Genomic DNA, 26,329 nt, shown 5'->3' on the forward strand with positions numbered 1-26,329 from the left:
CCGGTCCAGACTGTCTACGAACCCCTTCCGGCCATCCGGGAGGGGTTCTCTTCGTTTGCGGGGGGAAATGATAAGGAGAAGGCCAGGATATTCTTGGAGGAGAGGCGATGAGGGCGCCCTGGGCCTGCCCGTGATTGTTGCCTGCAGCCGTCACTGCCAACCCACTTGCCCCCGTCACGGGATACACAGCATATCAGAATTTGAGCTGGTTCTGATTTCAACGGGCATATCAATGGCGTCCTTGAGCAGGCGCGGGCGAGCCTGCCGGAGGAAGTGCATCACGCCGTCTTCATGTTGCTCTTCACGACGATATGCAACCGTATTGGAATGGATTCGGATGTCGATGCAATGAAAATCACTCATGCGTGGTCGCCATTGACAATATCCCCCATCGCTCTATGAATAGTGCAAGGGGGCCTTATTATGAGTAATTACGTTGTAATTCAGGATGCCGACAAATGCGGCCACTGCGAGGCGTGTCTGGCAAAATGCATGAAATCCAACCACTTTTCAGCACGGGTGCGCATGGTGGACATGGTGTCTCCACATGCAACAAAGCTTGGTACGCACCATTTTGCGTTTCTCTCCTGTCATCACTGCGAGGATGCCAAGTGCGTGGCCGCTTGCAAGCACAACGCCATGCAGCGCACGGCTGAGGGCGTGGTCCGCGTAACCGAGGAAAACTGCGAAGGCTGCGCCGATTGCGTCCATGCCTGCCCCTGGCATGTGCCACGGGTCATGGGCGACACGCCCACTGTGAAGTGCAATCTGTGCGACGGCAGGGCTGCGCATGGAGAGACTCCGGAATGCGTGAAGACTTGCCCGAAAGGCGCGCTCATGCTGGTGCGTTTGTCGGAATTGGCCACGCATGGCAGGCCGGAGTACGCGCAGAAATTCTTCATGCGTAATTTCTTGAAGGGCGGCGAGTCCATTCATGACTGATCATGACTGATCCGTGCGCCTTGGCGGGGGCACGTGTCACAACGAATCAGGGGGTGCGGGAACTATTCCCGCAACCCCTTTTGTCTGTCTATTTGCCGCTCCGCAGTCTATTCAGCTCTTCTCCAGGCCGTACCACTTGCCCTGCACGGCGGGCTTGAACTGCTCCATCATGTCCAAGAGCGCCGCAGGATCGTCCGAAGCCAGCAGGTTTCCCCGATGGGCGGGCTTCACGAAGCCCTGGGTCACGGTGTGGTCCAGAAAGCCCAGCAGCGAGTCGTAGAAGCCAAGCACGTTGTAAAAGCCCACCGGCTTGGCGTGCAGCCCAAGCTGCCCCCAGGTGGCCACCTCGAAGATTTCCTCCAGGGTGCCCAGCCCCCCGGGCATGGCGATGAACCCGCCCGAGAGCTCGGCCATTTTGGCCTTGCGCTCATGCATGGAGTCCACCTCGTGGAGTTCCGCCAGCCCCTCGAAGGCCAGCTCCTTGGCCTTGAGGAACCCCGGCAGCACGCCCACTGCGCGTCCGCCCGCCTGGACCACCGCCTTGGCCAGGATGCCCATCAGGCCATTCTTGGCCCCGCCGTACACCAGGTCGATGCCGCGTGCGGCCAGAAGCCCGCCGAGGGATACGGCAGCCTCGGCGTAGGCGGGCGACGTGCCGGGGTTGGACCCCAGGAAAACGCAGACGCTTTTCACTGCTGCTGCGCCTCCACGATGGGGGGGTGCTGGCTCAGGTCGAAGAAGCCGCGAATGACGAAGGGCAGGGAATAGTTGGGGATCTTGTCGAACAGGATGAATCCGATGTCCTTGCCTTCGGTCAGGTCGCACAGGGCCGGAATGCCAAGGGGCACGGGAAAATCGATGGGGCAGGCATGGATGGCGGACAGCTTCCCTTCGTAGCGCTCCTTGAAGTAGTTTACGATCAGGTCGCGCTCTTCGGGAGTGAAGGATTCCATCACGAGCTTGCGGCCCGAGCCCATGTCGGCGTCCATGTCGGGGTGCATGGGGTCGCCCAGGATGTCGTTCCAGTCGTAGGATTCCTCTTCCAGGTAGTCCCAGTCGGGGCGGAAAAGATGTACTTCCACGTCCTTGCGGCCCTTGAAGCTCTTGATCACGACGGTCACGGACCAGCAACGGTCCACGGGCATTTTCTCCTGCCCTTCAACGATATCGATTTCCATGGGTGGCCTCCGCGCTTGTTTTATGGCCTGCAAGGCCGTAGAATTGCAAAATTCGTCGCCGCGAGGAAAGATTTGAAAAATCAGGGCAAAAGTCAATCAGGGTTTGTGCTTTCCAGCACATTCTCTCCCCAGGGGGATCAGCCGCAGGCCATCGCCGAGCTCACGGAGAACCTGAACGAGGGCGTGCGCGACCAGATTCTTCTTGGCGCCACGGGCACGGGCAAGACCTTCGCCATGGCCCAGGTGATTGCGCGCACCAACCGCCCGGCGCTCATCATTGCGCCCAACAAGACCCTGGCTGCGCAGCTTTTCAACGAGTTCCGGGGCCTCTTCCCCCAGAACGCCGTGGAATACTTCGTCAGCTACTACGATTACTACCAGCCCGAAGCCTACCTGCCGCGAACGGATACCTACATCGAGAAGGACTCCTCCATCAACGAGGATATCGACAAGCTCCGCCATAGCGCCACCCACGCGCTGCTCACCCGGCGCGACGTGATCATCGTGGCCTCGGTGAGCTGCATCTACGGCCTGGGCTCGCCCGAATACTACGCCAAGATGGTGCTGCCCCTGGAAGAGGGCCAGCGCATGTCCATGGAGGACGTCATCGGGCGGCTGGTTGAAATCCAGTACGAGCGAAACGACATGGATTTCCATCGCGGCGTGTTCCGCGTGCGCGGCGACGTGCTGGAGATCATCCCGGCCTACAGCCGCGAGCGCGCCCTGCGCCTGGAATTTTTCGGCGACGAGATCGAGGCCATGCTGGAGACCGATCCGCTGACCGGCGAAGTCTTCGGCAAGATGAAGAAGACGGTCATCTTCCCCAACTCGCACTACGTTTCCGACCGCGACAACTTGAGCCGCGCCATGTCCGACATCCGCGACGAACTGCGCGAGCGCCTTGTCTATTTCAAGGACAGGCAGATGCACGTGGAGGCCCAGCGCATCGAGCAGCGCACCCTCTACGACCTGGAGATGATCGAGGAACTGGGCTACTGCAACGGCATCGAGAACTATTCGCGCCACCTGGACGGCAGGAAGCCCGGCATGCCCCCGGCCACGCTCATCGACTATTTCCCCGAGGACTTCATCCTGTTCGTGGACGAATCGCACATCACCGTGCCGCAGATAGGCGGCATGTTCAACGGAGACCGCTCCCGCAAGACCACCCTGGTGGACTACGGCTTCCGCCTGCCCTCCGCCCTGGACAACCGCCCGCTCGATTTCAAGGAATTCCAGGGGCGCATCGGGCAGGCCGTGTACGTGTCGGCCACGCCCGGTCCGTGGGAGATGGAGCGCGCCCAGGGGCTCGTGGTCGAACAGATCATCCGTCCCACGGGCCTTTTGGACCCAATCGTGGAAGTGCGCCCCACCAAGGGCCAGGTGGACGACCTGCTCTCGGAGTGCAAGAAACGCGTGGCAGTGGGCGAGCGCGTGCTGGTCACCACCCTGACCAAGCGCATGGCCGAGGAGCTGACGGATTACCTCAACAAGTTCGGGGTAAGCACCCGCTACCTGCACTCGGACATAGACACCCTGGAGCGCGTGGCCATCATCCAGGCCCTGCGCGCCGGGGAGTTCAACGTGCTGGTGGGCATCAACCTGCTGCGCGAAGGCCTGGACATCCCGGAAGTGTCGCTGGTGACCATCCTGGACGCAGACAAGGAAGGCTTTTTGCGCTCCACCCGCTCGCTCATCCAGACCTTCGGACGCGCCGCGCGAAACGTGGAAGGCCGCGTCATCTTGTATGCGGACAAGATCACCAACTCCATGCACGAGGCCATGGGCGAGACCAGCCGCCGCCGGGAGCGCCAGGAGGCGCACAACCTGGAGCACGGCATCGTCCCCACGACCATCCACAAGGAGATGGACAACGTCCTGGACGCCATCTACGCTCAGGGCAAGTCGGAGAAGGACGCCAAGACCAAGGGCGTGAGCTTCATCGACGAGATCATGCTTCAGGCCCAGGACGCCGAGACTGTGGAAAAATTCGTCAAGCGCCTGGAGCGAGACATGCGCGCCGCCGCCAAGGACATGGCCTTCGAGCGCGCCGCCGAACTGCGCGACGCCATCGTGGCACTGCGCAAGAGGGGCGGCGAGAATGAATAAGTTGAATCCCCGCCGCCATCTGCGTCAACGTCTGAGGCGCATATCCGCCATACGCCGGGGCCTGGGGGTTTTGTGGCCTGTGATGGCGGGCCTTGCCGCCGTGGCGATCATTTTCGTATCCGGCGTTGTCGGCTACATGTGGATCGAAGGCTGGGACTTCTTCGACAGCTTCTACATGGTGGTCATCACCTTGACCACGGTGGGCTACGGCGAAGTCCACCCGCTCACCCGCCCCGGTCGGATTCTCACATCCATAGTGCTGCTCACGGGTGTCGGAACATTTTTCTATCTTGCAGGCGCAATCGTGCAGCTGGTGATTGAAGGCCACATACAAAACATCTTCGGGAGACGCTGGATGCAGCGCGACATTGAAAAAATGATGAATCACACCATCGTCTGCGGCTACGGCCGCATCGGGGCCATTGTGGCACGCGAGATCATCGCGGAAGGGCACGACGTGGTGGTGGTGGAGCGCTCCCAGCCGCTCATCGACGAACTGACCCAGAAAGGCGTCCCATTCGTGGCCGGAGACGCCACCAAGGACGATGTCCTGCTGGCTGCTGGTCTCAATAACGCCAAATCGCTGGTGTCCGCCCTTACCGATGAGGCTGCCAACGTCTACGTGACGCTGACTGCACGCCAGTTGAACCCCGACATCTACATCGTGGCCCGAAGCGACTCGCCGGACCACTCCCAGCGCCTGAACCGGGCCGGGGCCAACCAGGTGCTCTTTCCGCATCTGTACGGCGGAATCCGCATGGCCCAGTCCGTGCTGAGGCCCACGGTGCTCGGATTCATGGACCTGGCCATGCGCGGCGACATCGAGGACCTCCAGATGGAGCAGCTGACCATCTCCACCGAGTCGCCCGTGGCAGGCAAGGATTTGATATCCTCGCAGCTTCGGCAGCGCTTCAACATCATCGTCATCGGCATCAAGAAGCCCGACGGCAAGCTGCTGTTCAACCCGCAGCCCCAGGTGATCCTGGAGGCCGGGGACACGCTCATCCTGGTAGGAGGAAAGCAGAATCTGGCGGCTATGCAGCGGGAGATTTCGTGACTCCGGGGGAGGAGCCGCCTTCGGTCGAGCTGCCGTCCGGGTTGCCGGTTGAGCTGCCAGTCGAATTGGTAATCGCCCGGTACCGGGAGGACGTCGGCTGGCTTCAGGACGTCCCTTTCCCGCACGTGGTGTACGACAAGTCCGGCCAGTCCGGCCCGAACGCGCTTCCCAACATCGGGCGCGAGTCGCACACCTATCTTACCCACATCCTGCGCCGCTACCCGGATTTTCCGGAGTACACGGCGTTTCTGCAGGGCGACCCCTTCGGCCACATGCAGGAAGGCGCGGGGCCTGAGTGGCTCGCGCAGCGCATCGGGCAGAACGTGCGCCTTGGCGTGAAGTTCACCGGATTCGCCTGGTTCAAGCTCAAGTGCGACCGGCTGGGGCGTCCCCACGGCATGGCCGACCCTGAAAAGAAAGGGCGCTGGAAAGGCTGGGGCAAGGACATCCCCGTGGGGGAGGTTTATGGAGAGCTGTTCGCAGGGGACGTGCCGGAATCGTTTCTAGTAACGGCTCCCGCAGGGATGCTCTTCGTGGCTCGCGAGCGAATATTGGCGAGGCCTAAAGACTTCTTTGAGCGTTGCTTGAAACTGATTGAGGCCGACCCGGAAGATGAGTACAACACCGGGCACGCTTTCGAGAGGCTATGGCAGGTTATTTTCGGCGGAAACTCCGCCCTGAACAAAGAGGCCTATTCATGACCGGCACCGGACAGGACAGCGCGACGGCGCGCTCCCGCGCATTGATGCTTCGCGCGCAGCTCGAACACCACAATTATCAATATTACGTCCTCGACGCGCCGGAAATCTCCGACGCCGAGTACGACGTCCTGCTGCGCGAGCTCCAAACCCTGGAAGCCGCGTACCCCGAACTCGCCGATCCCAATTCCCCCACGAAACGCGTGGGCGGGGCCGTGGCCCAGGGATTTACCTCGCGCAGGCACCGCCAGCGCATGTTCAGCCTGGACAACGCCCTTAGCCTCGACGAATGGCGGGCCTTCCTGGAGCGTCTGGCCCGCGTGCTGCCGGAGCGCGATTTCACCTTCTGGGCCGACCCCAAGTTCGACGGTCTGGCCCTGGAGGTCATTTACGAGGACGGGCGCTTCGTCAGCGCCCTCACGCGCGGCGACGGCGAGACCGGCGAGGATGTCACCGACAACATCCGCACGGTGCGAAACCTCCCCCTGGACATCACGGCGCGCGCCGCCAAGGCCCGTCTGCCCGTGCCCAAACTTCTGGAAGTGCGCGGCGAGGTGGTCATCACCAAGGCCGACTTCCACGCCTTGAACGATGCCCAGGACGAGGCCGGAGGCAAGGTGTTCGCCAACCCCCGCAACGCCGCCGCCGGGAGCGTGCGCCAGTTGGATTCGCGCATCACCGCCTCGCGCCCCTTGAAATTTTTCGCTTACGGCATCGGCCAGACTGAGTGGCCCTTGGGCGACCCCTGGCCCACCCAGCGCGCCCTGATGGAGGGGCTGGCCGCTTTCGGCTTCCAGACAGCGAAGCAGGGCAGGGCGGTGGACGCCGCCGGAGTCGAGGCCCTGTACGCCGAGCTGGAAGAGGGTCGCGACAAACTGCCCTTCGAGATCGACGGCATGGTGGTCAAGCTGGACCGCCTGGACTGGCAGCGCGAGGCCGGGTTCACGGCCCGCGCCCCCCGCTGGGCAATCGCCTGGAAGTTTGCGCCGCATCAGGCCGAGACGGTGCTCGAACGCATCGACATCCAGGTGGGGCGTACTGGTGTGCTGACTCCTGTGGCCATTTTGACTCCCGTGCAACTGGCTGGCGTCACCGTGTCGCGGGCCACGCTGCACAACGAGGACGAGATACGCGCCAAGAACCTGCACGAGGGTGACACCGTGGTGGTGCAGCGTGCGGGCGACGTCATTCCCGAGGTGGTGCGCTCCGTGCCGGAGAAGCGCCCTGAAGGCGCGCGCGAGTTCGTCTTCCCGCACATCTGTCCCTCCTGCGGCTCGAAGGCCGAGCGCCTCTCCGGCGAGGCGGCCTGGCGCTGCCTGAACATCTCCTGCCCGGCGGTGCTGCGCCAGGCCATCGTGTTTTTCGTGTCCAAGGCGGGGCTTGATATCGAGGGAGTGGGCAAGCGCTGGATCGAGATCCTGGTGGACAAGGGCATGGTGAAGTCCCCGGCGGATCTCTTCGGGCTGACCATGGACGACCTCATGAAGCTCGACCGCATGGGCGAGAAGCTGGCCGGAAACTTCCTGGCCGCCATCGAGCAGGCGCGGCTGAACACGCCGCTTTTCAAGCTGATCGGGGCGCTGGGCATCCGGCAGGTTGGCGCGCAGACCGCCCGAACGCTGGCCGGGGCCTTTGCCGACCTGGACGCCCTGAGCGAGGCAACCGCCGAGGACTTGCAGGCCCTGCCGGACATCGGGCCGGAGGTGGCCGCGTCCATCCGGGCCTTCTTCGGCAATCCGGCCAACCACGAACTGCTGGCGCGCTTCAAGTCCATCGGCCTGTGGCCGCGCAAGGCCGTGGCCGAAACTGATGGCGATGCCCCCAAGCCCTTCGCGGGCAAGCGGTTCCTGTTCACGGGCGCGCTTTCCGGCATGACCCGCTCCCAGGCAGAGGCGGAAGTGGAGCGCCTGGGCGGCGTTGTGTCCGGTTCCGTCTCCAAGAAGCTCAATTTCCTGGTGGTGGGTCAGGACCCCGGCTCCAAGCTGGATAAAGCCCGCACACTTGGTGTACGGGTGATCTCTCAAGACGATTTTGAACGCCTGACACGGGGCGAAACCGTTTCATCCGAGTGAGGACACTATGAGCGTGTGCGATGTCATCATCATGGGCGCGGGCGGTCGCATGGGCCAGACCCTGGCCGGACTGGCGATCAATGACCCTTCATACAGGCTGGCGGGCGTGGTGGAGCGTCCCCAGAACGCGGCCTCCCTGGACCGTTACGACTGCGTGAAAGGGACCGAGATGGAGAACGTGTTCGCCAAGTGCCCGGGCGCGGTGATCATTGACTTCACCGCCCCGGAAGCGAGCCTCAAGGTGGCCAATCTGGCCGCGCGCATGGGCAATCCGGCGGTCATCGGCACTACCGGGTTCAGTGCGCCCCAGATGCAGGAGCTTGAAGCCGCAGCCAAGCAGGGTCCGCTGTTCTGGGCTCCCAACATGAGCGTTGGCGTCAACTCTCTGCTGCAAGTGCTGCCCAAGCTCGTTGAGGCACTCGGTCCCGGCTACGACCTGGAGATCATGGAGATCCATCACAACAAGAAAGCCGACTCGCCCAGCGGCACCGCCCTGAAGCTCGGACAGGCCATCGCGGCCGCGCGCGGCGAAAAAATTGACGACGTGAAGGTCTGCTCGCGCGACGGCATCATCGGCGCGCGCACCCCCAAGGAAATCGGCATCGTGGCCGTTCGCGGCGGCGACGTGGTCGGCGACCACACCGTGTATTTCCTGGGCCAGGGCGAGCGCATAGAGGTGACCCACCGGGCGCACTCGCGCGAGACCTTCGCCCACGGCGCCATGCGCGCCGCCCTGTGGATGAAGGGACAGAAGGGCGGAAAACTGCTCACCATGTCCGACATGCTGGCATGAAGATCGGTCTTCTCCAGGTGAACACCGTGGTGGGCGACCTGTCCGGCAATGCCGGGCGCGTCGCCCGCGCCGCGCGTCAGGCCGCCGAGGCCGGGGCCAGCCTGTGCATCACGCCGGAGCTGGCCCTGACCGGCTATCCGCCGCGCGACCTGCTGCTGACTCCCGCCTTCGTGGACAAGGCCCGCAAGGAACTGGAGCGCTTGGCCCGCGAATTGCGCGATGGCCCGGTCCTGCTGGTGGGCACCGCCGCTCGCACCGTCAATCCCGGAGGCAGGCCGCTCATCAACTGTGCGGCCCTGTTGTCCGGAGGCGGCGTTGGCGCGCTTCTGCCCAAGAAGCTCCTGCCCACCTACGACGTGTTCGACGAGGACCGCTACTTCGAGCCGGGCGGCTGCCTGGGGTTCATCGAGCTTCACGGCCTGCGCCTGGGCGTGACCATCTGCGAGGACATCTGGAACGACAAGGATTTCTGGCAGCAAAGGCGCTACCCCGAGGACCCCGTGGAGCGTCTGGCCGAAGAGGGCCTGGACGCCATCCTGAACCTCTCCGCCTCGCCGTTCACGCTTGGAAAGCAGGTGCAGCGCGAGAAGATGCTCGCCACCATGGCCCGCAAATACGGCCTGCCCGTGCTCTACTGCAATCAGGTGGGCGGCAACGACGACCTGGTGTTCGACGGGCGTTCCATGGCCCTGGACGCCTCGGGCGCGCTGGTTGCCCGCGCGTCCGGTTTCGAGGAGAGCGTGCTGGTTGTGGACGTGGCCGAACTCGTCGAGACGGTTGGTTCCGCTTCCGGTAATGCCGCCAGCCGTCCGGTTCAGCTGGCGCAGGACGATTATTCCGAAGAGTCCGAGGCGTGGCGCGCCCTGGTGCTTGGCGTGAAGGATTACGCGGCCAAGTGCGGCTTCAAGGGGGCCATCCTGGGCCTCTCCGGCGGCATCGACTCCGCCCTGACCGCCGTGATCGCCGCCGAGGCCCTAGGGGTTGAGAACGTGCTGGGGGTCCTTATGCCAAGCCCTTATTCCAGCCAGGGCAGCGTGAACGACTCGCTGGAGCTGGTGAAGCGCCTGGGCATACGCAGCATGACGACCCCCATCTCGGACATCATGGCCGCCTTCGAAAAGAGCCTCGCCCCGGCCTTCGTTGGCCGCAAGCCGGACGTGACCGAGGAGAACATCCAGTCGCGCATCCGGGGAAACCTGCTCATGGCCATGTCCAACAAGTTCGGGCACGTGCTTTTGACCACGGGCAACAAGTCCGAGCTGGCCGTGGGCTACTGCACCATCTACGGGGATATGTCCGGCGGCCTGGCCGTCATCTCCGACGTGCCGAAGACCATGGTCTACCGTCTGGCCGAGTACGTGAACGCCCAGCGTGGCGAGGTGATCCCGCGCGCCATCATCGACAAGGCTCCCTCGGCGGAACTGCGCCCGGACCAGACCGACCAGGACAGCCTGCCTCCCTACGAGATCCTGGACGCCATCCTGAAGCTTAGGGTGGAGCGCCACCAGTCGGTGGAGGAGATCGCCCACGCCGGGTTCGACAGGGCCATGGTGGAAAAGGTGTGCAAGCTGGTGAAGGGGGCGGAGTTCAAGCGCCGGCAGGCCGCTCCCGGCATCAAGATCACGGATCGTGCCTTCGGAACCGGCTGGCGCATGCCGGTGGCGTGCAGGATCGAATACTGAGGCTCTGCGTGGAGTGCGGAGTTCTCACGATACGTGAGGCTTGCGTCGTTCGCAGCTGGGGCGCAGTTGGGGAACGCCTCCGGCGGCCAAAGGGCTGCGCCCTTTGGGAACCGCAATTATCCCAGATCTTTGCCGACTTGCCCTTCTGCTCGGGTGACGGCTTGCGATGAATATTGAAAATTCCTCTGCCTCACGCCCATACACTGTATGAGCCTGAACCGAGGGAACCATATCTTTTGTCGTTGAAAAACATGGTCGTGTTTTTCAAAAGCGCGTCGCTAGTGCGTCCTGCCGTGCCCGTTCTGCTCTTCCTTCACCGTCTGCTGCGGATGCAGGTGCAGCTTCATCTCCTGTCCGGGGAGCTCTTCCAGCGTGTAGGAGCCTGAAAGCCCCAGGTCCAGTCCGAGTTCCTCGGCGCGGGCATAGAGCGTGAGCGCCGCAAGCGCCGCCTTGTCCGACGGGCACTCCTGGTTGAAGCACAGGAGCAGCAGCCCTTCTTCCTTGGAATCAATGATGATGAAGAGATTGTGCTCCACGAAATAGATGTCCTCGAAGGAATGGGTCACCTTGAGGCCAAGTGTGGAAAGCAGGGAGTTTACTGTGTCGAGGGCGGAAGACATACTCACTCGGGAAGTCCTTGCGAACCGGGAAAGTGAATGGCGGAGAGGGTGGGATTCGAACCCACGTGCAGGCTATTAACCCACAACTCGATTTCGAGTCGAGCCCGTTACGGCCACTTCGGTACCTCTCCGCACCGTTGGGGAAGCGGAACTTAGTTGAATCCGGCCCAGTTGGCAAGTCTTCCTTTATCAGTTTTGTGGGCTTAGTCAGACTTGATGGAACTCAGAAACGTCAGGACATTCGTCTCCGTGGCCGGGCTTTTGAGCTTTCGCCGGGCAGCGGCGGTGCTCAACTACGCTCCGTCCACCGTTTCCGCTCAGATTCAGTCCCTTGAGGACGAATTGCGCCTGAAGCTGTTTGACCGGTTGGAAAAAGGAATCCGGCTCACCGAAGCGGGCGAACGCTTCCTGCCCTACGCCCTGAAACTTCAGGAGTTGGCCGCAGAAAGCGTATCCGCTGCCGCTGGCGAGCACGCCCGCAAGGGCATGCTGACCGTCCGCATGCCGGAGACCCTGGCCGCGTACCGGTTTCCCGGACTGCTCTCCCGCTTCAGGCGAGAGCATCCCAATATCGGTATACGGCTGCGCGGAAGCTCCACCCACAACATTCAGCGCTACCTGGAAAAAGGACTCGATCTGGCCTTTGTCGTTGGCGAGCCCAGGCCGTGGGACAACTGCCACATCGAGCGCATCGGCGCGGAGGCGTTTGTCCTGGTCGGCCATACGTCCGAGTGGGGATCTGGGAGCGTTGCGGTTACAGCCTCGGACTTCGCCGGACGCCTGATCTTGTCCGCAGCGTCCGACTCGTCGAACCGCGTAGTGCTCGAGCGATGCCTCGCCAGACAATACGCGCAGGAGAATGTGTGGATCGACTTCAGCAGTCTCGCTGCGGTCAGGAACTCGCTCCTGGCGGGGAGGGAAGGCTGCGCGCTGCTCCCTCGTTCGGTAGTCCGGCAGGATATTTTGTCGGGCGAGTTGGCGGAACTGATCCTGGACGAGGTGCCGGAAGAGCTTCCGGTACACATGCTGTGGCACAGGGAAAAGTGGATTTCCCCACCACTTGAATCCTTCATGCAGTTGTGCCGCGACATCTGGAAGGAGGCCGTCCCTTCGTAGAAACGGCCCCCGATTGATTGGGCGGTGTTCGTACTCAGGCCGGACAGCGGGTCCGGCCCAGTGTCGGACGGGTGCGCCTTCATCCCGCAAGGATGGCTGAGCATTTACGGCTGGATGTCAGGCGCCCGCCGTGATTGTCCCCGCGAGGTAGCGCGCTGCCAGGACGCAGCTGTCCTTGCAGGGAAGATTGAGCAGGCCTTTGGCCGTGGCTTTGTCGCGGCCCTCCTCAGTGCGCAGGTCGATGCCGATGATGTCCGGGCAGTTGACGCTTCCAAACCGTTTCTGGAATTGCTCGGCCAGTTCCTGCACGTGTATGGCGCAGGGGAAAGGGTCCTGGTCCGGCGTGCTGCGGCCGAACGCGAGACCGAGTGCCAGCACGGCCCCGGTCAGGGCGCCGCAGACGTCGCCCGTGATGCCGATTCCCCCGGCGAGGCCGGTCGCGATCGCCGGGATGCGATCCCAGGAAACGCCCAGGTATTCGGCTGATGCCTTGATTACGCTTTCCGAACATAAAAAACCCTGTTCAAGATTTTCGATCACCATTTCTTCAAGACTTGAGGACATAGCGAACTCCTTGTGGTGTGTCCGGCCAATTGCCGGATTGAGATCGCAGATATCCCTGGAAGTCGTTTTTTGGCGAACGAATTGAATGGAACGGGGTGTTCGGAAGAGTCGATCAGCCGCGCTTTTCCTTGCGTCTGCCCGCAAAGAATCGCGTCAGCGTGGCCCCGCACTCTCCGGCCAGGATGCCGGACAACACCGGGAAGCGGTGGTTGAGAAACGGCAGGGCCAGCCCGTCCATCTGCGAGAACACCGCTCCGGCCTTGGGGTCCGGCGCGCCGATGACCAGGCCCCCGATGCGCGCGTGCACCATGGCTCCCAGGCACATCAGGCACGGCTCCAGAGTAACGGCCAGGATGGCCCCGTTCAGGCGGTAGTTGCCGATGGCCGCACTCGCCTGGCGAAGCGCCAGGATTTCGGCGTGGGCCGTGGGGTCGTTTGCGCCGATGGGGCCGTTGCAGGCTTCGGCCAGTACGCGCCCGGTGGCGGCCTCGATCACCACCGCGCCCACCGGGGCCTCGCCGCGCCGTCCCGCCAACCAGGCCTGCTTCAGGGCTCGCGTCATGACCAGACGCCAGGAGCTCCAGCCCGGAGGCGGCTGGTTGAGAATCGGCGACAGGGGAGGGGAGGCGGCGTTCATCAGGGGCTCGTGGCGTCGGAGTTGAGGTCGAAGTCTTGTTGATGTGCTGGTGGCCGGTCTGGTGATGCGCGGCGGAGAGCCTCCGGCGGCCAAAGGGCTCCGCCCTTATGGAATCCCTTGCAGCGGCTTGGACTTATTTGCACTGGTGCGCGTCGCATTGTCAGTGCGAAGACTTAGTTTGAGATCCGGGTAATAAGAGACCGGTGCAATTGCGCCGTTATCCCCGGAAGCCAGCGCCTTGGAAAAAGAAGGGCAAGAGGGACAGCCCTCTTGCCCGATGACTGCTAACCGTTGGCCTTCAGATACTGGACTGCGTTCTCCAGGATGGAGATGCCCAGTTTGGGCGTTTCGCCACGGGTCCAACCGGGGTGGTTTGTGGGGTCGTTGAAGGCCTCGGGGTGGGGCATGAGCCCAAGGATCCGACCCGTGGGGTCGGTAAGCCCGGCGATGGCCATGGGCGATCCGTTGGGGTTGGCCGGATACTCCATGCTGGGCTTCCCGGTGGCCGGGTCGGCGTATTGCAGCGCGATCAGGTTCTCGGTGACGATGCGCGACAGTGTCGCGTTGTCATGGGGGATGATCATGCCCTCGCCGTGGCGCACGGGCAGGTCCAGGCGGTCGAGCCCCTTGGTGAACACGCAGGGGCTGGCCTGGTTCACACGCACCGTGACCCAGCGGTCCTCGAAACGACCGGAATCGTTGTTGGAGAGCGTGACCTGACGCTCAAAATAATTGTTGTCCAGGGCGGGCAGCAGGCCTAGCTTCACCAGGAGCTGGAAACCGTTGCAGATGCCAAGGATCAGGCCGCCTTCCTCGAAGTAGGTTTTCAGCTGCGCGAGCAGCGATTCACCCTGGGCGCTCTTGGCGTATTTCCAGCGGATTGCCCCCGCCTGGCCTGCGCCGAGATCGTCGCCGTCGAGAAATCCGCCGGGAAAAATCAAAAAGTTGTAGCCGGGAAGACGAACTCTTCCGGCTGTGATGTCGGAAAAGTAGACGATATCGGTCTGGTCTGAACCGGCCAGATTGGCCGCGTGGGCGGACTCCGCCTCGCAATTGGTGCCGTAGCCGGTGATGACCAGAGTCTTGACTTGGGCCATGAACAACGCTCCAGGGGTTTCTTGAAAAAAGTGGGCCAGTCGCTTAGACGTATCCGCAGACATTACGTGCCCCCGCGCGAAGCGTCAACCGGGCGGGGGTTTTCCTTCTATTTTCACAGCCCCCAGGAGGCAGGGCTCTTTTATGAAAACCAAATTTATATTCGTCACCGGAGGCGTGTTGTCCTCCCTGGGCAAGGGACTGGCCGCCGCCTCCATCGGCGCGCTGCTGCAGGCGCGCGGTCTGCGCTGCACCATCATGAAGCTGGACCCCTACATCAACGTGGACCCCGGCACCATGAACCCCTTCCAGCACGGCGAAGTCTACGTCACCAACGACGGGGCCGAGACCGACCTGGATCTGGGCCACTACGAGCGCTACCTGGGCGTGGCCATGTCCCAGAACAACAACGTCACCTCCGGGCGCATCTACAACAACGTCATCCAGAAGGAGCGCCGTGGCGACTATCTGGGCGGCACCGTGCAGGTGATCCCGCACATCACCGACGAGATCAAGCGTTCCATCCTGAACGTCGCCAAGGACGAGGACGTGGCCCTGATCGAGATCGGCGGCACCGTGGGCGACATCGAAGGCCAGCCCTTCCTGGAAGCCATCCGCCAGCTGCGCGGCGACCTGGGCAAGGAGAACGTCCTCTACATCCACCTGACGCTCATCCCCTACATCCGCGTGGCCGGTGAACTCAAAACCAAGCCCACCCAGCACAGCGTCAAGGAGCTCCGGTCCATCGGCATCCAGCCCGACATCATCATCTGCCGCTCCGAGATCGAGCTGGACCAGTCCCTCAAGACCAAGATCGCGCTCTTCTGCAACGTGGACCCGGACGCCGTGTTCAACGCCGTGGACGTGAAGAATATCTATGAGCTGCCCCTGAAGCTCTACGCCGAGGGCGTGGACCAGAAGATAGCCATCCTGCTGCGCCTGCCCGCCAAGAACGCCGAGTTGGAAGCATGGCAGACCCTCACCCACAAGCTGAGCAATCCCCAGGGAGAGGTCAGCATCGCCATCGTGGGCAAGTACGTGGACCTCAAGGAGGCCTACAAGAGCCTGCACGAGGCCCTGGTGCACGCCAGCGTGGCCAACGACGTGAGCGTGAACCTGGTCTACGTGAACTCCGAGGAGATCACCGACGAGAATGTGGCCGAACGCCTGGGCGGCCTGGACGGCATCCTGGTGCCCGGCGGCTTCGGCTCGCGCGGCGTGGAAGGCAAGATCGCGGCCATCAAGTACGCCCGCGAGAACAAGGTGCCCTTCTTCGGCATCTGCCTGGGCATGCAGCTGGCCTGCATCGAGTTCGCCCGCAACGTGCTGGGACTCACCGAGGCCAACTCCGAGGAGTTCAACCGCCTGAGCCCGGACCCCATCATCTACCTGATGCGCGAATGGTACGACTTCCGCACCAAGAAGATCGAACGCCGCGACGCCGACTCTGAAATGGGCGGCACCATGCGTCTGGGCGCGTACCCCTGCGTGGTGAAGACCGAGACCAAGGCCATGGAAGCCTACGCCAAGCCCCAGATCGAGGAGCGCCACCGCCACCGCTACGAGTTTAACAAGGCCTACTACGCCCGCATGGAAGAAAAGGGCATGATGTTCTCCGGCCTGTCGCCCGACGAATCCCTGGTGGAAATGGTGGAGTTGCCCGAGCATCCGTGGTTTTTGGGCTGTCAGTTCCATCCGGAGTTCAACTCCAACCCCATGCGCCCCCACCCCCTGTTCCGCGAGTTCATCAAGGCGTCCAAGGCCGCGCGCGGCAAGAAATAAATGAGGCGTCCCGCCCGAATCGGCTCAAGGCCCGGCATGCGCCGGGCCTTGGCGCTGGCCAGGCCCGTGCGCCTCTTGGTGCTGGACGTGGACGGCGTGCTCACCGACAACGCAGTGAGCCACGACGGCCCCGGCCCCGGCCTCAAGCGTTTCGGCATCCAGGACGGCATGGGCGTGAAGCTCTGCCAGCACGCCGGGATCGAGGTGGCGGTGATCAGCGGCCTGGGCAACATCCAGGCCGAACAGCGCTCGCGGGAACTCGGCATCCGTGAATTCCACGGCGGGCACTTGCGCAAGCTCCCCGTGCTCGAAAAGATCATGGCCGCCAAGTGCCTCGAGTTCTCCCAGGTGGCCTACATGGGCGACGACTGGCTGGACGCGCAGATAATGGCCCGCGTGGGCCTGCCCCTGGCCCCGGTCGACGCGCAGCCGGAAATTCTTCGCATTGCCGCCTGGATTTCCAAAAGGCCCGGCGGATGCGGCGCGGTGCGCGAAGCCATCCGCTTCATACTGCTGGCGCAGGGAAAACTCGATCGAATGTGGCGCGAATGGCGTGACTGATTCCCCCCAAGTCTTGCCACGTGCGAGCTTTTAGTGCATAACCGCGCAGGTTGAACGGGCGCGTCCGGCATTTTTCTTGCTAGCCGCCCAAATTCAAACAAAGGAACGCGCGCGCACGATGGCCCTCGAGCTCAGACAGCAACTTAAGCTTTCGCAGCAGCTGGTGATGACTCCCCAGCTCCAGCAGGCCATCAAGCTGTTGCAGCTTTCCCGGCTTGAGCTGATGGAGACCGTGCAGCAGGAGCTTCTGGAGAACCCGCTGCTGGAAGAGGTCGTGATCGAGGACGAGCGTCCCGCCCCGACCATGGCCGAGGAATCCCGCGCTCCCGACGCCACTCAGGAAGAGGGCGCCATGCAGCGCGAACTCCTGAAGACCGCCGAATGGGACGACTACATCGGCGACTTCGCCTCCACCTCGCGCCAGGCCACCGCCCGCGAATACGAGGCCCCGGAGGAGGGAATGTCTTTCGAGGCCCGTCTTGCCTCGAAAACCTCTCTGGACGGACACCTTTCCTGGCAGATCAACCTTTCCCCCTTCACTGCGGCCCAGCGCGTCATCGCTGCCTCAATCGTTGGCAATCTGGACGGTATGGGGTACCTGCAATCCACGGTGGAGGAAATCGCCGAGGACGCCCAGGCAAGCGTGCCCGAAGTGGAAGCGGTTCTTTACGCCCTGCAGCGCTTCGACCCTGTGGGCGTGGCGGCACGCACCCCGCAGGAGTGCCTGCTGGTGCAGCTGGAATTCTACGGCTACACCGATCCCGTGCTCATCGAGATCGTGCGTGAGCACCTGGAAGACCTGGAAAAGAAGCGCTACAAGCCTCTTGCCAAGAAGTTCAAGATCACCATGGAGGAGATCAAGGAGTACCTGGACATCATCCAGACTCTCGATCCGCTTCCCGGATCGCATTTCAGCTCCTCCGACCCGGTGTACGTCAGCCCCGACGCCTACGTGTACAAGTACGGCGACGACTTCGTCATCGTGCTGAACGAGGACGGCCTGCCCAAACTGCAACTATCGCCGTATTATTCAGGCGACATGTCCCGGGGCAGCGGCGGCAAGGACAAGGACTACTTCCAGGACAAGATGCGCTCTGCGCAGTGGCTCATGAAGAGCCTGTACCAGCGCCAGCGCACCTTGTTCAAGGTCCTGGAATCCATCGTGAAGTTCCAGCGGGATTTCTTCGAGGTGGGCGTTACCAAGCTAAAGCCCCTTATCCTCAAGGACGTTGCCGACGACATCGGCATGCACGAATCCACGGTGAGCCGCATTACCACGAGCAAGTACGTGGCCACCCCCCACGGCATTTACGAGCTCAAATTTTTCTTCAACTCCTCTTTGGAGTTGGACGACGGCACTTCCGTCGGTTCCGAATCGGTGAAGGCGCTCATCAAGCAGCTCATCTCCGGCGAGAACCACAAGAAGCCCGTCAGCGACGAGCAGATCGCGGACATCCTCAAGCAAAAATTGCAGGTCAACATTGCCCGCAGGACCGTGGCCAAGTATCGTATGGCCATGGGTATCGAGTCCTCGTCGAAGCGCAAGGCTGTATTGTAATCACACCGCATCCACCCGCGGACACACATCGGAGGAAGATATGAACATTGCTTTTCACTTCAAGAATTTTGAACCGTCCCCCGGCCTGCGCGAATACGCCAACAAGCGTTTCGACAAGCTGGCGAAATACATGCCTAATTCTGACAATGCCGAAGTGATCGTCACCCTGATGGTGGAGAAGACCCGCCAGATCGCCGACGTGATCATCGACGCCGACACGATCCACATCGCTGCCCACGAGCGCTCCGACGACATGTACTCCACGCTGGACCTGATCACCGACAAGCTCGAGTCCCAGATCCGCAAGATGCGCGAGAAGATGAAGGACCGCCGCAAGGTTGCCGGTTCCGCCGCCGTCACCATGGGCGTGGTCAGCCTCACGGACGAGGGCAAGGTCCACTCCATCGAGGAGTCCGACAAGTACAACCCGAAGCCCATGGGCGTCGAGGAAGCTGCCGAGCAGCTGGAAGCCATGAAGTACGAATTCCTGGTGTTCCTGAACTCCGAGACCGACAGCATCAACGTGATCTACAAGCGCAAGAACGGAGACTTCGGCCTGATCGATCCTGGAGTATCCCGCTGATGCGGCTTGGGGAGTTTCTGCGCAAGGACTTCGTGCTGGACGACCTGAAGTCCGGCGACAAGTCCGAGGTGCTGGCCGAACTGGTGGCCCCGGTTGCGGCGGCCTTCCCGGAAGTGAACGCCGAGAAGGCCCTGCGGGTGCTCATGGAGCGCGAAAACCTGGGCACCACCGGCATTGGCGACGGAGTGGCCATTCCACACGGCAAAATGGACTCCCTCAAGGAGATCGTCATCGTGACCGGGCGCAGCACGTCAGGCGTCGATTTCGAGGCTCTGGACCACAAGCCGTGCCGCATCTTCTTCCTGGTGCTGGCCCCGGAGCATGTGGCCGGCATGCACCTGCGCATCCTTGCCCAGATATCCAGGCTTCTGTCCGACGAGAGCTTCCGGGGAGCATTCCTGGAAGCGCAAGACCGCGAAAGCCTCTGGCGGGTTGTCACCAGCCACGCGTGATACGGTTCGTCATGACGTCGGCCTGATCATTTGTTAGTGAAGTCCCCGCACGCGCCAAATGCGCGAGCGGGGACTTTTCGCTGCTGCCCCGCAGCGAGCGTCCTGCCCCCACACGAAACAAAGGAGCCTTCCCCATGCCGCATCCGGGCGAAAAGCTGCCTGTGGTGGTCATTTCCGGACTATCAGGTTCAGGCAAGTCCACAGCGCTCAATGTCTTCGAGGATCTGGGCTACTTCTGCGTGGACGGTCTGCCCGCGAGCCTCATGGCCAAGCTGGTCAGCCTTTTCCAAGGCCAGGACGCGAACCGCTACCGTGGTCTGGCCTTGGGCATGGACATGCGCCAGGCGGATTTCGACTCCGACTGGGAACCGGCCCTGCAGGAACTGAGGAAGGCGGAGAACCCGCCCCAGGTCGTATTTGTGGAAGCTGACACCAAGGAGATCATGCGCCGCTACGCCACCACGCGCCGTCCCCACCCCTTCGAATCGGAAGGGTACGGGCTGGGCGAGGCCGTGGAGGAAGAGCGACGCCGCATGGCTCCCCTGCGCGAGACCGCCGACATGGTCATGGACACCACCGGCTTCTCCATCCATGACCTGCGCCGCCAGCTCCAGGACAAGTGGAAGTTCCTGGAGGGGAAGGGGCCGGCCATGAAGGTCCACATCATGAGCTTTGGATTCAAGTACGGAATCCCCACCGAATCCGACCTGGTGTTCGACCTGCGCTTTCTGCCCAACCCCTATTTCGATGCTGCCCTGAAACCATTGTCGGGACAGGATAAATCCATAGTTGAGTACGTGCTCGACTCGGAAGAGGGCAGATTCTTCCTCCCCAGGCTTGAAACTTTCCTCACGGAGCTTATCCCTCTGTATACCCGGGAGGGCCGTTACCGCCTGACGATTTCCCTCGGCTGTACCGGCGGCAGGCACCGGTCCGTGGCCACGGCCGAAGCCATCTTTGACACCTTGCGCAGGGCGGGTTACACGGTGTCCTTGGAACACCGTCACATAGAAAAAGGTTGATATTTCAACGATGAACGACAAGAAATCCAGCGCCGCGCCTGTGGGTGTGGTCATCGTGACCCACACCGACTACGCGGACAAGCTGCTCAAGGCCGCCGAGATGATCATCGGTCCGCAGGAGAACACCCGCACCGTCAGCGTGGATGTGGGGGTCGACACCGGCGAGACCGTCAAGGAACTCGGCGAGGCCATCAAGGCCGTGGAACAGGGGGCCGGAGTCATCATCCTCACGGACATGTTCGGCGGCACCCCCACCAACCTGTCATTGTCACTCATCGGTCAGCACCACATCGAGGTGGTCACCGGAGTGAACCTGCCCATGCTCATCAAGATCCTCTCCACGCGCACCAAGGCTCTGGAGCTTCTGGCGGCGGACGCCAAAACTGCGGGAGTGCAGGGCATCGTGGTGGCGGGGGAAGTCCTGCGGAAAAAGGTCGCCGGGGAATAACGCCGTGTTCTGGGTGCGCATCGACAACCGGCTGGTGCACGGCCAGATCATCGAATCCTGGCTCCCTTTCACAGACGCGCGCAACATCGTGGTGGCCAACGACGAGTTGGCCGCAGACGAACTGCGACAGCAGATCATGTCCATCGCCATACCGCTGGGGGTGGACATCACCTTCGTGAAGGTCGCCCTGGTCCAGGAGCATCTTGCCGGGAAGAAACTCCTGGGCAAAGACGTGCTGGTTCTCTTCGCGTCCTGTCCGGATGCGCGTCGGGCTTTCGAATCCGGCCTTGGTTTCTCCCGCCTGAACCTGGGAAACCTGCATTACGGGCCGGGCAAGAAACAGCTCTGCCAGCACATCTCCTTGAGCAAGGAAGATGAATCCTGCCTTGATTTCCTGCGCGGCATGGGAGTGGGCATGGATTACCGGTGCATACCGAGCGACCCGGTGGAACTGAATTAACTGCACTGGCCGACTGCCTAGCCGTCAGGAGCATACGCCGTGCTGCGGATGCGCGGCTGGGATGAGTCGTCCGAAGCGCATTGCCGCAAGAGGAAAGAGAGGCTTTCCTTTTTTCGGCTCCTGGTGCATTCTGCCCGCAAGACAACTTCTCTGGACGCCGCCAATGCAGCTTCACGCAGATACCATCTCCTTCATCCTGGCCAGCAGTTTTTTTTTGCGCTCTTTTCCAGTTTCCGTTTCCTGATCAACCTGCCGCTGCTTGACCGTCCGCTGACCCTGGCCTTCTTCTGGGGGCTCATTACCGGGGACTGGACGCAGAGCCTTGGCGTCGGCATCTTTTTCGAGCTCCTCTGGCTGGACATCTTCCCCGCAGGCACCATCATCCCTCCGAACTCGCTGGCGCCGACGCTTGCAAGCCTGTGCGTCATGCACCTTCTGGGAATATCCAGTCCGGCCATGGCCGTGGTCATCTTATTTGCCTCGCTGCCGTTCGGGCGGCTGTTCGCCCGGCTGGAGCGCTACCACCGGCAGTACGAGAACGATGCCTTCAACAAGCTCATGCTCTGGACCAAGCATCCAGAACGCCAGCGCGGTCCAGTGGCCCTGACACGGTCCTCGATGGCCGTGATGCTTCCCCTTTCCGGCGTGGCGTTCGCGCTGTCGGTCTCCGCGCTGCTGGCGCTCATGCATGTGCTCCTGCCGAGGGTGTCGCCGTTTCTTGGAGACCTGCCCCTGACCTGGACGCATCTGTGGGTGGTGGGCAGCATCGGGGCTCTGTTGTCCCTGCGGCACCGCCCGGCTTATGCCGTCCTGCTCGGGGGAGTGGCCCTGGCCATAGCCAGCCGCCTTATTTCCTGAATCCGCTTGAGCCTTGCAGTACGAACTCTCTTGGCAAACGCGGATACTTGTGATAAATCCCCCAAATTCAATTTGCACTTCACCTCAGGAGGGATTCGAACATGGCAGCATACGTCGTTGGACACAAAAACCCGGACACCGACTCCATCGCCTCGGCCATTGCCGTGGCCGACCTGATGACCAAGCGCGGCATTCCCGCCGTCGCCGCCGCTCAGGGCAAGACCACCCCTGAGACCGACTTCGTTCTCGCCAAGTTCGGCGTGAGCGCCCCCGAGATCGTCACCGACGCCGAAGGCAAGAAGATCTTCCTGGTGGATCACTCCGATCTGGCCCAGAGCCTTGAGAACCTCGGCAAGGCCGAGATCCTGGGCGTCGTCGACCACCACAAGCTGGGCGACGTGACCACCTCCAGCCCCCTGGAAATGTGGGTTTGGCCCGTGGGCTGCACCTGCACCGTGATCGCCAGCATGTACGATTTCTACGGCGTGGAAATCTCCAAGCCCATGGCCGGCATCATGCTGTGCGCCATCCTGTCCGACACCGTCATGTACAAGTCCCCCACCTGCACCCCCGAAGACAAGAAGGCCTGTGAAAAGCTGGCCAAGATCGCGGGCGTGGCCGACATGATGGCTCTGGGCATGGAAATGTTCAAGGTGAAGTCCGCTGTTGACGGCACCCCCATCCGCGACCTGGTCTTCCGCGACTACAAGGACTTCAGCATGTCCGGCACCGGCGTTGGCATCGGCCAGCTGGAAGTCGTGGACCTGGCCATCCTGGACAAGTACAAGGCCGACCTGCAGGCCGACATCGCCAAGGTGAAGTCCGAGAAGGGCCTGCACTCCGTGTTCCTGCTGCTCACCGACATCATGAAGGAAGGCACTGAGATGCTGATCGTCTCCGACGACGCTTCCGTTGTCGAGAAGGCCTTCGGCGTGAAGCCCACCGGCACCTCGGTCTGGCTGCCCGGTGTCATGAGCCGCAAGAAGGACGTGGTTCCCAAGTTCGAGAAGGTCTTCGGCGCCTAGTCGCGACACGACCCTCAAGATGATTCAAGCCCGGAGCGCGAAACCGCTCCGGGCTTTTTTGTATTGATGACTCTGGCTAGTTGTCTTGGGTCGAACGTAACCGCTTGATCAGCTCAAGCGCCTCGGGCTGTTGGCTGGCGTTCGATGCGCCGGTAGACCCGGCCGTCGGGCGTGCGCGAGACCATGCGCCGGTCGAACAGCTCCCTGCGCAACAGGGCGTGGTCTTCAAACAGATGTGCGCCGTTTATATGCCCGTTGATTTCAGGCTCGGACATGTCCTGCCTGGGCGGCAATTTAGACCAGATGACCCAGAGGCACGGCCCCCGGTGGCTGAATTTCCCCGGCCAGCGGGTAAGGCTGCCGCTGGCGTCGAAGTAGCGTGCCGCCCGCAGCACCAGGCCGGTATCGACCATGGCGATTGGGGCAGGGGGCGTATCCAGCCGGGTCTGCGATTCGCATTGCGCCCGGAAGTGCTGGAAATTGCGATATCCGGCGCTGCGGGCCAGCATATTCAGCAGCTCGACATGGCCGGGGGTGTGGTCGCATGAACTGAGTTGCCCACGAAGGGAGCGGGCGAAATCGGAGACGTCCCCAGTGAACAGGGGCAAGGGAGTGCGGGACATGGCTTATCCTCGTACGCGCCAATCCTTGAGAGGATCGCCGGTGGTCGCCGTCTTCCGGCCCGGCACGGGATAAGGTGTCGGTGGAATGGGAATGCGGGCAGGTTTAGCTCCCCTTGCGGGGCGGCGACGCCTTGGTGAACTGCCGACCGGTTTCCTCCTTACGGCAACCCGAAATGAGCCGCAAGCTTAAAAACTGGGTGCGCTATCGCCATAAAAAAGGCGGAGTGTCGCCACTCCGCCTTGTCTCGATCAAGTTCCCACTATTACATGATGCCGGATTTCTTGAGCACCTCGGCGAGCCGGGCGTCGTTCTCTGGGCACATGTTCACCAGCGGCAGGCGCAGTTCAGGCTTCATGCGTCCCATCATCCCAAGGGCGGTCTTGGCCGGGATGGGGTTGGTCTCCATGAACATGGCCCGGCTGATCGGAGCCAGCTTGTAATGAAGCCGCTGGGCCTTCTTGATGTCGCCCTTGCGCCAGGCCTTGCACAGCTTGCGCATCAAGGCCGGGGCAACGTTGGACACCACGGAGATGACGCCGTGTCCGCCGATGGCCAGGGTGGGCAGCACAGTGAAGTCGTCTCCTGAAAGCACGGTGAAGTCCTTGCCGCAGAATTCGATCACCTCGGATATCTGGGTCAGGTTGCCGGTGGCTTCCTTGATGCCCACCACGTCGGCCACTTGCTTCTTCAGGGCGGCAACGGTCTGGGGGAGCAGGTTGACGGAGGTGCGCCCGGGCACGTTGTAGACGATGAAGGGCATGGACACACCGTCGGCGATGGCCTTGAAGTGCGCGATCAGGCCAGCCTGGGTGGGTTTGTTGTAGTAGGGCGTGATGAGCAGCGCGCCGTCGGCTTTGGCGTCCTTGGCGTGGCGGGCGAGTTCCACGGCTTCGGTGGTGTTGTTGGAACCTGCTCCGGCCAGGACGGGAATGCGCCCTTTCACCTGGTCAACGCAGATTTTTATCACCTGGACATGTTCGGCGTGGGAAAGGGTGGCGGATTCTCCCGTGGTTCCACAGGGAACAAGGCCGTCGATGCCTTGTTCGATCTGCCACTCGATGTGCGCGCGATATGCCTCCTCGTCAACCGCCCCGTTCTTGAACGGGGTGACGAGAGCCGTGAACGCTCCAGTAAACTGCATGCTGCCCTCCAGTTAGTTCATTTCAGCGGAAAAGGCCAAGCCCCGAAGGCCTATTTCGCCTGCTTGTCGCCCGGATCGGGAACGTTCTGGAGCATCTGCTCCAGAGCGGGTGTGGGGGTGAAGGTGTCGTCCAACACCACCGCCTGGGTGGTGAAGTTGACTTCCTTCTCCCACTTGAACGATTTTTCGTTGGGCCAGGCGAGCAGGTCAATGGTGTAGATCGCCTTGCCCTTTGTGTACGTGTGCATCCACAGCACGCGTCCGTTGCCCTGGTCCGCCTTGGCCGAGAATCCGACGCCCGTACCCGAGCCGAGCAGCACATCGAGATCCGGCTTCTGCTTCTCGATGAAGTCGGATTCGGTCTGCACGCCCCAGGGGCTCACGCCCACCAGGAGCTTCACCTGCGGGCGCAGCTCCTTGAGCTTGCGCGAGACGGCCTGAAGCTGTTCAGGTGTGGGGTCACCACCGGGCTTTTTGGTCTCCGGGAAGTATACCACGCCAACTTTGCCTTTGGCCGTATCCAGGATGACGCCTTTGGGCTCCTTGGGGTCCAGAACCTGCCACCCCGTCGGCGGCGCAATCCCCAGGGAGGAGAACTGGGCCGCCTCCGCCGGAGAGACTGCTCCGGTGCTGTAGTTCAATGCCTCGTATGCCTTGACCAGGGGCGCGTAGGCCTCCGGCAGGGCATGCTCGACTCCGTCGTCGGAGATGAACTCATAGGGACCGGCGATGAACGCGGTCAGTCCCTTGACGCTCTCCTGGGAGCGAATCTTCTCGAAAGCGCCGGCCCGCCGGGCCAGCCCGCCTATGGTGCGGTTTCCTCAGGTGGGGCAGGGTTTGAGGTAGCCCCAGGAGTTGCCGCTGAATACTATGGACAGAACCGGCTCCGCCTTGGCCTGTTCCGCCAGGAATACAACGGCGAAAACGGCCAGGAGAAGCTTGAAGACAAAGCGCATGTAACAAAACCTACTTGTTAAGATATTCCTTGAGTTCCTTGCCGGGCCTGAAGAAGGGCAGGCGCTTGGGTGCGACGTCGACCACATCCCCGGATTTGGGGTTGCGCCCGGTGTAGCCCTTGTAGCCTTTCACCTTGAAGCTGCCAAATCCCCGTATCTCGACGCGGTCGCCATCAACAAGTGCCTGCTTGATGGAGTCGATGAAGGAATTGACCACGGCAGAGGCTTCGTCCACATGGATTTCACGGCTTTCGGCCAGAGCGTTGATGAGTTCGCTTTTATTCATGACAGCCTCC

The 26,329-nt window shown here is 62.2% G+C and carries 29 protein-coding genes and 1 tRNA gene; 18 read left to right on the forward strand and 12 right to left on the reverse strand.

Annotated elements, in window-relative coordinates; translation table 11 throughout:
* Positions 1-174: 174 nt before the first annotated feature.
* On the reverse strand, positions 175-363 hold the full coding sequence (locus G453_RS27755) for a hypothetical protein (protein WP_027189955.1): 189 nt from the start codon (positions 361-363) through the stop codon (positions 175-177).
* Positions 364-525: 162 nt separating this feature from the next.
* Here G453_RS27755 and G453_RS26995 point away from each other — a divergent pair, with 162 nt between their 5' ends.
* The gene (locus G453_RS26995; RefSeq protein ID WP_169725286.1) at positions 526-942 is read left to right on the forward strand and encodes a 4Fe-4S dicluster domain-containing protein; all 417 of its coding nucleotides are present in this window, start codon (positions 526-528) and stop codon (positions 940-942) included.
* 111 nt (positions 943-1,053) lie between these two features.
* Here the strand turns inward: G453_RS26995 and G453_RS0103705 are convergent, their stop codons facing one another.
* Positions 1,054-1,635, reverse strand: a complete 582-nt coding sequence (locus G453_RS0103705; RefSeq protein WP_027189956.1) for an LOG family protein — start codon at positions 1,633-1,635, stop codon at positions 1,054-1,056.
* Positions 1,632-2,120: a hypothetical protein gene (locus G453_RS0103710; RefSeq protein ID WP_027189957.1), complete on the reverse strand. Its 489-nt coding sequence runs from the start codon at positions 2,118-2,120 to the stop codon at positions 1,632-1,634. The genes G453_RS0103705 and G453_RS0103710 overlap by 4 nt, the downstream gene beginning before the upstream one ends.
* Positions 2,121-2,225: 105 nt before the next feature.
* On the opposite strand from G453_RS0103710, the gene uvrB reads away from it, so the two are divergent.
* The 6 genes from uvrB to G453_RS0103740 are packed head-to-tail and all read left to right on the forward strand — an operon-like array spanning position 2,226 to position 10,531.
* A complete protein-coding gene (gene uvrB / locus G453_RS0103715) occupies positions 2,226-4,229 on the forward strand; it encodes an excinuclease ABC subunit UvrB (RefSeq protein ID WP_328285385.1) in 2,004 nt (667 codons plus the stop codon).
* Positions 4,222-5,286, forward strand: a complete 1,065-nt coding sequence (locus G453_RS0103720) for a potassium channel family protein (protein ID WP_043644338.1) — start codon at positions 4,222-4,224, stop codon at positions 5,284-5,286. Before uvrB ends, G453_RS0103720 begins: the two co-directional genes overlap by 8 nt.
* On the forward strand, positions 5,283-5,987 hold the full coding sequence (locus tag G453_RS0103725; protein WP_235731688.1) for a DUF3431 domain-containing protein: 705 nt from the start codon (positions 5,283-5,285) through the stop codon (positions 5,985-5,987). The genes G453_RS0103720 and G453_RS0103725 overlap by 4 nt, the downstream gene beginning before the upstream one ends.
* Positions 5,984-8,056: an NAD-dependent DNA ligase LigA gene (ligA, locus tag G453_RS22210; RefSeq protein WP_043644341.1), complete on the forward strand. Its 2,073-nt coding sequence runs from the start codon at positions 5,984-5,986 to the stop codon at positions 8,054-8,056. The genes G453_RS0103725 and ligA overlap by 4 nt, the downstream gene beginning before the upstream one ends.
* Before the next feature lie 7 nt (positions 8,057-8,063).
* Positions 8,064-8,849, forward strand: a complete 786-nt coding sequence (gene dapB / locus G453_RS0103735) for a 4-hydroxy-tetrahydrodipicolinate reductase (RefSeq protein WP_027189961.1) — start codon at positions 8,064-8,066, stop codon at positions 8,847-8,849.
* The gene (locus tag G453_RS0103740) at positions 8,846-10,531 is read left to right on the forward strand and encodes an NAD+ synthase (protein WP_027189962.1); all 1,686 of its coding nucleotides are present in this window, start codon (positions 8,846-8,848) and stop codon (positions 10,529-10,531) included. Before dapB ends, G453_RS0103740 begins: the two co-directional genes overlap by 4 nt.
* Positions 10,532-10,809: 278 nt before the next feature.
* Here G453_RS0103740 and G453_RS22215 read toward each other — a convergent pair whose 3' ends face one another.
* Together G453_RS22215 and G453_RS0103750 are read right to left on the reverse strand one after the other, a co-directional pair.
* Positions 10,810-11,157: a hypothetical protein gene (locus tag G453_RS22215; protein ID WP_156920792.1), complete on the reverse strand. Its 348-nt coding sequence runs from the start codon at positions 11,155-11,157 to the stop codon at positions 10,810-10,812.
* A 31-nt stretch (positions 11,158-11,188) separates the two neighbouring features.
* Positions 11,189-11,282 (reverse strand) — tRNA-Ser (locus G453_RS0103750).
* Positions 11,283-11,367: 85 nt separating this feature from the next.
* Between G453_RS0103750 and G453_RS0103755 the strand changes: the two genes are divergently transcribed.
* Positions 11,368-12,267: a LysR family transcriptional regulator gene (locus tag G453_RS0103755; RefSeq protein ID WP_084502083.1), complete on the forward strand. Its 900-nt coding sequence runs from the start codon at positions 11,368-11,370 to the stop codon at positions 12,265-12,267.
* Between the two features lie 117 nt (positions 12,268-12,384).
* Here the strand turns inward: G453_RS0103755 and G453_RS22220 are convergent, their stop codons facing one another.
* The 3 genes from G453_RS22220 to G453_RS0103770 all read right to left on the reverse strand — a co-directional run bounded on the left by G453_RS22220 (position 12,385) and on the right by G453_RS0103770 (position 14,565).
* Entirely contained in the window at positions 12,385-12,831 is a 447-nt protein-coding gene (locus G453_RS22220; RefSeq protein ID WP_051271603.1) for a C-GCAxxG-C-C family protein, read from the reverse strand.
* Positions 12,832-12,943: 112 nt separating this feature from the next.
* Complete coding sequence (tadA, locus tag G453_RS0103765; protein ID WP_235731689.1) at positions 12,944-13,468, reverse strand: tRNA adenosine(34) deaminase TadA; 525 nt, start codon at positions 13,466-13,468, stop codon at positions 12,944-12,946.
* Positions 13,469-13,752: 284 nt separating this feature from the next.
* Positions 13,753-14,565 carry a phosphoribosylformylglycinamidine synthase subunit PurQ gene (locus G453_RS0103770; RefSeq protein ID WP_027189965.1) on the reverse strand — a complete coding sequence of 271 codons (813 nt, stop codon included), beginning with the start codon at positions 14,563-14,565 and terminating at the stop codon, positions 13,753-13,755.
* A gap of 142 nt (positions 14,566-14,707) precedes the next feature.
* Here G453_RS0103770 and G453_RS0103775 point away from each other — a divergent pair, with 142 nt between their 5' ends.
* The 10 genes from G453_RS0103775 to G453_RS0103820 all read left to right on the forward strand — a co-directional run bounded on the left by G453_RS0103775 (position 14,708) and on the right by G453_RS0103820 (position 23,312).
* Entirely contained in the window at positions 14,708-16,345 is a 1,638-nt protein-coding gene (locus tag G453_RS0103775) for a CTP synthase (protein ID WP_027189966.1), read from the forward strand.
* Entirely contained in the window at positions 16,346-16,906 is a 561-nt protein-coding gene (locus G453_RS0103780; RefSeq protein WP_235731690.1) for a KdsC family phosphatase, read from the forward strand.
* A gap of 118 nt (positions 16,907-17,024) precedes the next feature.
* On the forward strand, positions 17,025-18,464 hold the full coding sequence (rpoN, locus tag G453_RS0103785; RefSeq protein WP_027189968.1) for an RNA polymerase factor sigma-54: 1,440 nt from the start codon (positions 17,025-17,027) through the stop codon (positions 18,462-18,464).
* Positions 18,465-18,504: 40 nt separating this feature from the next.
* Positions 18,505-19,047, forward strand: a complete 543-nt coding sequence (hpf, locus tag G453_RS0103790) for a ribosome hibernation-promoting factor, HPF/YfiA family (protein WP_027189969.1) — start codon at positions 18,505-18,507, stop codon at positions 19,045-19,047.
* The gene (locus G453_RS0103795) at positions 19,047-19,499 is read left to right on the forward strand and encodes a PTS sugar transporter subunit IIA (protein WP_027189970.1); all 453 of its coding nucleotides are present in this window, start codon (positions 19,047-19,049) and stop codon (positions 19,497-19,499) included. Before hpf ends, G453_RS0103795 begins: the two co-directional genes overlap by 1 nt.
* 134 nt (positions 19,500-19,633) lie before the next feature.
* Positions 19,634-20,521 carry an RNase adapter RapZ gene (rapZ, locus tag G453_RS0103800; RefSeq protein WP_027189971.1) on the forward strand — a complete coding sequence of 296 codons (888 nt, stop codon included), beginning with the start codon at positions 19,634-19,636 and terminating at the stop codon, positions 20,519-20,521.
* Positions 20,522-20,531: 10 nt separating this feature from the next.
* On the forward strand, positions 20,532-20,969 hold the full coding sequence (locus G453_RS0103805) for a PTS sugar transporter subunit IIA (protein ID WP_027189972.1): 438 nt from the start codon (positions 20,532-20,534) through the stop codon (positions 20,967-20,969).
* Between the two features lie 4 nt (positions 20,970-20,973).
* Positions 20,974-21,429: a PTS sugar transporter subunit IIB gene (locus tag G453_RS0103810; protein WP_027189973.1), complete on the forward strand. Its 456-nt coding sequence runs from the start codon at positions 20,974-20,976 to the stop codon at positions 21,427-21,429.
* Between the two features lie 48 nt (positions 21,430-21,477).
* A complete protein-coding gene (locus tag G453_RS0103815; protein WP_235731701.1) occupies positions 21,478-22,287 on the forward strand; it encodes a PTS sugar transporter subunit IIC in 810 nt (269 codons plus the stop codon).
* A gap of 101 nt (positions 22,288-22,388) precedes the next feature.
* Entirely contained in the window at positions 22,389-23,312 is a 924-nt protein-coding gene (locus tag G453_RS0103820) for a manganese-dependent inorganic pyrophosphatase (RefSeq protein ID WP_027189975.1), read from the forward strand.
* A gap of 113 nt (positions 23,313-23,425) precedes the next feature.
* On the opposite strand, the gene G453_RS0103825 is transcribed toward G453_RS0103820, so the two are convergent.
* From G453_RS0103825 to G453_RS0103845, 4 genes are all read right to left on the reverse strand, one after another.
* Positions 23,426-23,935 carry a DUF2087 domain-containing protein gene (locus tag G453_RS0103825; protein WP_027189976.1) on the reverse strand — a complete coding sequence of 170 codons (510 nt, stop codon included), beginning with the start codon at positions 23,933-23,935 and terminating at the stop codon, positions 23,426-23,428.
* Between the two features lie 263 nt (positions 23,936-24,198).
* Positions 24,199-25,077, reverse strand: a complete 879-nt coding sequence (gene dapA, locus G453_RS0103830; RefSeq protein WP_027189977.1) for a 4-hydroxy-tetrahydrodipicolinate synthase — start codon at positions 25,075-25,077, stop codon at positions 24,199-24,201.
* 50 nt (positions 25,078-25,127) lie between these two features.
* Complete coding sequence (locus tag G453_RS0103835; protein WP_456071258.1) at positions 25,128-26,033, reverse strand: UshA-like (seleno)protein family 2; 906 nt, start codon at positions 26,031-26,033, stop codon at positions 25,128-25,130.
* A gap of 10 nt (positions 26,034-26,043) precedes the next feature.
* Positions 26,044-26,319: an HU family DNA-binding protein gene (locus tag G453_RS0103845; RefSeq protein WP_027189979.1), complete on the reverse strand. Its 276-nt coding sequence runs from the start codon at positions 26,317-26,319 to the stop codon at positions 26,044-26,046.
* Positions 26,320-26,329: the final 10 nt, after the last annotated feature.

It is taken from the genome of Fundidesulfovibrio putealis DSM 16056 (assembly GCF_000429325.1).
GTDB classification, from domain to species: Bacteria; Desulfobacterota; Desulfovibrionia; order Desulfovibrionales; family Desulfovibrionaceae; genus Fundidesulfovibrio; species Fundidesulfovibrio putealis.